This window comes from Verminephrobacter aporrectodeae subsp. tuberculatae At4, assembly GCF_000193225.1.
In the GTDB taxonomy this organism is placed as follows: Bacteria; Pseudomonadota; Gammaproteobacteria; order Burkholderiales; family Burkholderiaceae_C; genus Acidovorax; species Acidovorax aporrectodeae.
Genome location: NZ_AFAL01000466.1, coordinates 1 through 2155, shown reverse-complemented (window position 1 = coordinate 2155; position 2155 = coordinate 1). Strand labels below are relative to the sequence as shown.

The 2155-nt window shown below is 71.4% G+C and carries 1 protein-coding gene; it reads right to left on the bottom strand.

Annotated elements, in window-relative coordinates:
- Positions 1-2055, bottom strand: a 2055-nt coding sequence (locus VTU_RS0115040; protein WP_040892921.1) for a YhdP family phospholipid transporter, incomplete at its 3' end; no start/stop codon positions are given.
- Between the last annotated feature and the right edge of the window lie 100 nt (positions 2056-2155).

Sequence of the window (2155 nt, the reverse complement as noted above, 5' to 3'; positions counted from 1 at the left end):
CCGGGAGTCCGCGCTGACGTTCACGACGGTGTGTTCCAGGTTGGGGATGCTCGCGTCCACCCGCGACAGCCGCAGTTCCTTGCTGCCGGCAAAGCGCCCCGTGGCGCCGCGCACCTGCATGGACGAGCGCTCGAAGATCAGCTCCCCGCTCAGCCCCGTGAGCGCAGGCCAGTGCGGCGAGTCGGTGGGCTGCAACGAATCGGGGACGTAGGCGTAGGTCACGTTCCGGACGCGCGCGGCGATGCGAAACTCCCCCTGCCGCGGGTCGTTGAAGGGCAGGTCCTGCAGATCGCCCTTGACGCGAAAGCGCACGTTGCTCGCGCTGCCCGCGGTGATGGCGTCGCGCACGTAGTGGCGCGCCTCCTGCGCGACCGCCAGGGGCAGGTAGCGGTGCACCCGCGTTCCGTCGGCGCGGCTCAGGCTGCCCGTCAGGTCCAGAACGCCCGGAAAGCGCGCACGCTGCGGCGCCTTGGCCGTGTCGCTGGTATGCCATGCGGCGTGGACCTGGCCCTGTACGTCGGCGTTGGCAAACTGCACGTCACTCGCCTGCACGGCGATGCGCTCGCCTGCGAGCTGCCAGCGCACGTTCGCGCTGAGCTTGTCGAGCGGCAGCACCGGGTCCTCGAACACGCCCGGCAGCAGCAGGGCGCCGGAGGCGATGGACAGCGCGGCCCGGCCGCCGGCCTGCGTCATGTCGATGTCCAGCGTGGCCCCGCGCAGGCCCGGGTGCGACGGCGCAGCGCCTTTCTTGCCGTCCTCGCTGCTTCCCGCGAGCGCCAGGCCCTGGACATGCCCCCGCACCCGGTATTGCTGCGGGTCGTCCAGCGGACCCGTCCAACTGGCGTCGATTGCGTCCACCAGCCCCTGGGGGGAATGCCTGCGCAGCGCGTCGTGCACGGCAGCGTCCAGCGGCAGACGGCTCGCGATGCGCGCCAGCGCGGCCAAGTTCAGGCGGTCCGCGTGCAACTCGCCCTGCGCGGGTGTCTTGTCCGTGGCCGCGGTGTGCGCCAGCCGCAGGTTCCCGCCGGGCCAGTGCAGGCCGTCGTCGGTCTGGAACTGCAATGCCTGGGTGGAAAACTCGAATCCCCCGCTGCGCTGCCTTGCTTCCAGACGCCCCTGAAACGATGGGAGCATCAGCGCCTGCAGGCCGGGGCCGAGGGTGGCGTGCACGTCGGCCAGAGCCAGGTCGAGCGTTGCGCCGACGATCTGCCCGTGCCGCACGTCGGCCCAGGCGCGCAGCGCTCCGTAGCCCCGGGTCAGCGGCGCGTCCGGGCCTGCATGGTGGTGCAGCTGCGCGGCGTCCAGGCGCGCGAAGTCGGCGAACAGCTGGCCACTCCAGTGCCTCCAGTTGCCGTCACCGGCCTGCAGCAGGGGCGCGCGAAACAGGCCGACCACGCTGAAGCGATCGCCCCAGTCGCTCGGGGGCGATGCGTCCATGCGCAGGCGGTGGCGCCAGTTGCCGTTGCGCAGCACCAGGTCCACCTGCTCCAGGGCCACCTGCGGGGCAGGGCGCTGCTCGTCCGTCCAGCGCAGCGTGCCGCCTTTGACGACGATCTCGCTTTGCGCGAACAGCCAGTTGGCCGCCGCGTCGCCGCTGCCGTCCTGATTCCGGGCCAGTTCCAGCCCCGCCACGTGGATGCGCCCATCGGCCGTGCGCCGCACCTCCAGATCGGGCGCTTCGAGATAGAGCTGCGCGAACCCCCGGTTCAGCAGGGAGCGCGCGGACAGCGTTCCCGCCACCCGAGGCAGGTGCAGCACGCGGCGGCCCGAGGCGTCGAGCAGCGCGACGTCCGAGAGCTCGATCAGCAGGGCCAGCCCCTGCGCGCGCTTGGTAATTGCGCCGATCGTGACGGGCGCCCCCAACGCTTGCGTCATCAGGGTCTGTAATTGCGGGCGGAAATTCTCTATCGGCGGCACAATCCAGTCATGCAGCAGCACCCCCCACGCGATGATCAGCAACAGCCATAGTGCCAGCAGCAGACGCAACAGGCCCGTCGCGAGGCGGGAGACGGCCTTGAGCAGGCGGGAAGGGGACGACGGAGCGGAATCGGTCATGCTGCGCTGGAAACTGGCGGGGATTATGACCCGCAGCCCCGGGGCTCCGGGGCGTCCGGCATCGCTCGCGCGCCCCACGGCCCGAGCCGACCAGCGCACG